Source organism: Inquilinus sp. (assembly GCF_039594555.1).
Lineage (GTDB): Bacteria > Pseudomonadota > Alphaproteobacteria > DSM-16000 > Inquilinaceae > Inquilinus.
The window spans coordinates 1-3248 of record NZ_JBCNNF010000590.1 but is presented as its reverse complement, the minus strand read 5'-3'; the positions used below and the strand labels follow the sequence as shown (position 1 = coordinate 3248).

Genomic DNA, 3248 nt, shown 5'->3' with positions numbered 1-3248 from the left:
CTCCCGTGCGCAGCCCAGCAAGCAATGATGCGCTCCGCACGGTATCTCTGTGGGGTCGTGCGGAGATCCCGTGTCTGCGCAGCGGCACTTCGCGCCGCAGCGCGCACGGGATGACGAGGCAATATTTCCGACCATTGGTCTCACATCGCCAAAAAGCCGCCATCGACCGGCACGATGGCGCCGTTCATCATCGCCGAGCCGTCGCCCAGCAGATAGAGGATCACCTCGGCCACCTCCTCCGGCTGGGCGAAGCGGCCGAGCGGGATGCGGCCCAGCATCGGGCCGGACTTGGCCGGGTCGCTCCAGGCCTTCACCGCCATCGGCGTCAGCGTCACCACCGGGTTGACGCTGTTGGTGCGGATGCCGTGCGGCCCCAGCTCCACCGCCATCACCCGGGTGATCTCGTCGAGCGCGCCCTTCGAGGCGCAATAGGCGGTGTGGTCGGTCAGGCCGATCATCGAGGACACGCTTGACACGTTGACGATGGCGCCCTTCCGCCCCCGGCGGATCAGATCGCGCGCCACCACCTGGGCCGCGATCATCGGCGCCCGGGCGTTCACCGCCATGATCTGATCGAAGCTTTCGACCGAGGTGTCGAGGAAGGATGCCAGCGTCGTCGTGCCGGCGCAGTTCACCAGCGCGTCAACCGGCAGCGCCTCGGTGGCCGCCCGCCGCGTCGCCTCGGCGTCGGCGAGATCGACCGCGATGGTGCGGCAGGCGATCTCCTGCTCCAGGCTCGCCAGGTCCTCGGGGCTGCGGGTGGCGGCGACCACCTCGGCCCCGCGCCGGTGCAGCAGGACGGCCGTCGCCCGGCCGATGCCCTTGCCCGCGCCGGTCACCAGCACCCGCCGCCCGGCGAAATCCTGCCTGTCCATGCCGCCCTCCCTATCCTCAATGGCGTCGCCACCTATATCAGGGTCGGGACGCCGCCGCCTCCCCCCGGGGGCGGCCCAGGAGACCGATGATGCCCGAACCCTATCCCGTGACCCGCAGCGATGAAGAGTGGCGCCGGATCCTGACGCCCGAGCAGTACCAGGTGATGCGCCAGCACGGCACCGAGCGGCCGGGAAGCTGTGCCCTGCTGCACGAGCACCGGCAGGGCGCTTTCTGCTGCGCCGGCTGCGGCAGCAAGCTGTTCGAATCGACGCTGAAATTCGAGAGCGGCACCGGCTGGCCCAGCTTCAACGACCCGGTGCCGGAGTCGGTCGAGACCACGCTCGACCGCAGCTGGGGCATGACCCGCGTGGAGGTGCATTGCGCCACCTGCGGCAGCCATCTCGGCCACGTCTTCGAGGACGGTCCGCCGCCCAGCGGGCTGCGCTACTGCATCAATGGCGTGGCGCTGGACTTCAAGCCGGAGTGAGCTGGCTGGGTCGCGTTCGAAAACGCCCTTGCGGGCGTTGAAATCGCACACTCTGGAAAGGAACTGAGTGGCCGTCTCTTCCCGTTGGGCGTGTATCGGGACGAGAGGAGACGGTCATGGACCATCGTGAGGAGACGACCACCCTGATCTCTGGCGACAAGGTCGCGGGGACGGAGGTCTACAACACCGCGGGCGAGCATCTTGGCGAGATTCACGACGTGATGATCGACAAGGTATCGGGGCGCGTTGCTTATGCCGTGATGTCGTTCGGCGGCTTCCTCGGCATCGGCGAGAAGTACCATCCGCTGCCCTGGTCGGCGCTGGAATACGACACCAGCCAGGGCGGTTATGTCGTGAACCTGTCGCGCGAACAGCTGGAGGGGGCGCCGGTCTATGCCGACGACACTCCGCCGCGCTGGAACCGCGAATATGAGCAGGACATCCACGACTATTACGGCCTCAGCCCGTACTGGACCGGCCCGCTGCCGCGCTGACGACGGCTGGAATCGGAAGGCCGTCATGCCGGAACGGGTCGTGGACGTGTTCGACGGGAAGGGCGCCCTGGTGGCGAGCTACACCGTCATCCTGGCCGGCTCCGGCGACGCGCCGGACCAGGCATACGAGGCCGAAGCCCTGCGCATGGCGGCTTTCGACGCGGCGGTTCCGGCCGACCGGCTCGCCGAGCTGAAGGCGAAGGTCCGGCCGCGGCCTTGATGCAAAGTCCGACGACTGTCCGAGAACCACTGATCAGACAAGGTTCGGGCCTGCAGAGCATCCTCTGCAGGCCCGAACCGTTTTGCAAACCTGCGGGTCAGCAGCGTCCGACGGCGTGGCAGTTCGTCAGGCCGCCGACCGCGGCACCGCCGACACCGCCGATGATCGCGCCGGTGCCGACATTGCCGCCGGTGATCGCGGCCGTGCCGGCGCCGAGGCCCGCGCCGAGCGCGCCACCGGACAGCGCCCGCGTACCGGGGTCACGGCCGCACGCCGCCAGCGACAGCGCCGCGGCGAGGATGATCATGGCTGGTTTCAGCATTGCAAACTCCGTACCTGTGTCCCACCGATTTGGAAACGTGAGGGGTCGTTCCGCCGTTCCCCGCCTACGGCGGCAAAGGAGTGGGGTGTGGCATGAAATCCTCACACCCCGATGGCGGCCTTGACCTTGGCCGCGGTCAGCGGCAGGTCGCGCAGCCGGCGGCCGATGGCGTCGGCGATGCCGTTGCCCAGGGCGGCGCTGGCCGGGCCCTGGCCGGTCTCGCCGCAGCCCAGGAAGGGCGCGCCCGGCCGGTCGATGATGCGGACCTCGACGCTGTCCGGCACCGCGTCGAAGCGCAGGATCGGGTAGGTCGACCAGTCGACCGAGGTGATCCGCCCCCGGTCGAAGGCCACGCTCTCATACAGCGTCCAGCTCATCGACTGCAGCAGGGCGCCCTCGATCTGGTTGCGCACCCCGTCCGGGTTGACCACCTGGCCGGTGTCGACCGCGGCGACGATGCGCGGCACACGGACCGCGCCGGTCTCGCGCTCGACCGCGACCTCGACCGCCACGGCGCAATAGGCGGCCAGGTTCTTGTAGCGGGCGAAAGCGAAGCCGCGGCCATGCCCCGGCGCGGCGGGCTTCCCCCGGCCCCAGCCGAAGGCCTCGGCGGCGGCGGTGACGACATCGCGGGCGCGCGGGTCGTCCAGATGCTTCAGCCGGAACTCGACCGGGTCGGCGCCGGCGGCCAGCGCCAGCTCGTCCATGAAGCTCTCGATCGAAAACACGTTCATCTGCGCGCCGAGCGACCGCAGGGCCGAGATGCGCAGCGGCATGTCCGGCAGGAAATGGTGCACCACCCGGGCGCTGGCCAGGGTGTAGAGCGGGATGGCGTTGCGGTCGCCGCCG

Annotated in this window: 6 protein-coding genes; 3 read left to right on the top strand and 3 right to left on the bottom strand. The window is 69.4% G+C overall.

Annotated elements, in window-relative coordinates; genetic code table 11:
* Positions 1–140: 140 nt before the first annotated feature.
* A complete protein-coding gene (locus ABDW35_RS34585; protein WP_343718380.1) occupies positions 141–875 on the bottom strand; it encodes an SDR family oxidoreductase in 735 nt (244 codons plus the stop codon).
* A gap of 89 nt (positions 876–964) precedes the next feature.
* On the opposite strand from ABDW35_RS34585, the gene msrB reads away from it, so the two are divergent.
* The 3 genes from msrB (at position 965) to ABDW35_RS34570 (ending at position 2077) form a co-directional block, all read left to right on the top strand.
* Positions 965–1363 carry a peptide-methionine (R)-S-oxide reductase MsrB gene (msrB, locus tag ABDW35_RS34580; RefSeq protein ID WP_343718379.1) on the top strand — a complete coding sequence of 133 codons (399 nt, stop codon included), beginning with the start codon at positions 965–967 and terminating at the stop codon, positions 1361–1363.
* A 116-nt stretch (positions 1364–1479) separates the two neighbouring features.
* Entirely contained in the window at positions 1480–1857 is a 378-nt protein-coding gene (locus ABDW35_RS34575; RefSeq protein WP_343718378.1) for a PRC-barrel domain-containing protein, read from the top strand.
* Between the two features lie 25 nt (positions 1858–1882).
* On the top strand, positions 1883–2077 hold the full coding sequence (locus ABDW35_RS34570) for a hypothetical protein (protein WP_343718377.1): 195 nt from the start codon (positions 1883–1885) through the stop codon (positions 2075–2077).
* Positions 2078–2174: 97 nt separating this feature from the next.
* Here ABDW35_RS34570 and ABDW35_RS34565 read toward each other — a convergent pair whose 3' ends face one another.
* Together ABDW35_RS34565 and ABDW35_RS34560 are read right to left on the bottom strand one after the other, a co-directional pair.
* A complete protein-coding gene (locus ABDW35_RS34565; protein WP_343718376.1) occupies positions 2175–2399 on the bottom strand; it encodes a hypothetical protein in 225 nt (74 codons plus the stop codon).
* Between the two features lie 101 nt (positions 2400–2500).
* The coding region (locus ABDW35_RS34560) for a molybdopterin cofactor-binding domain-containing protein (RefSeq protein ID WP_343718375.1) at positions 2501–3248 on the bottom strand (748 nt) is incomplete at its 5' end.

Bases quoted from the DNA above. Each gene is read 5' to 3' on its own strand.
- ABDW35_RS34570 (WP_343718377.1), top strand. From the start codon at position 1,883: ATGCCGGAACGGGTCGTGGACGTGTTCGACGGGAAGGGCGCCCTGGTG.
- ABDW35_RS34575 (WP_343718378.1), top strand. From the start codon at position 1,480: ATGGACCATCGTGAGGAGACGACCACCCTGATCTCTGGCGACAAGGTC.
- msrB (WP_343718379.1), top strand. From the start codon at position 965: ATGCCCGAACCCTATCCCGTGACCCGCAGCGATGAAGAGTGGCGCCGG.
- ABDW35_RS34585 (WP_343718380.1), bottom strand. From the start codon at position 875: ATGGACAGGCAGGATTTCGCCGGGCGGCGGGTGCTGGTGACCGGCGCG.
- ABDW35_RS34565 (WP_343718376.1), bottom strand. From the start codon at position 2,399: ATGCTGAAACCAGCCATGATCATCCTCGCCGCGGCGCTGTCGCTGGCG.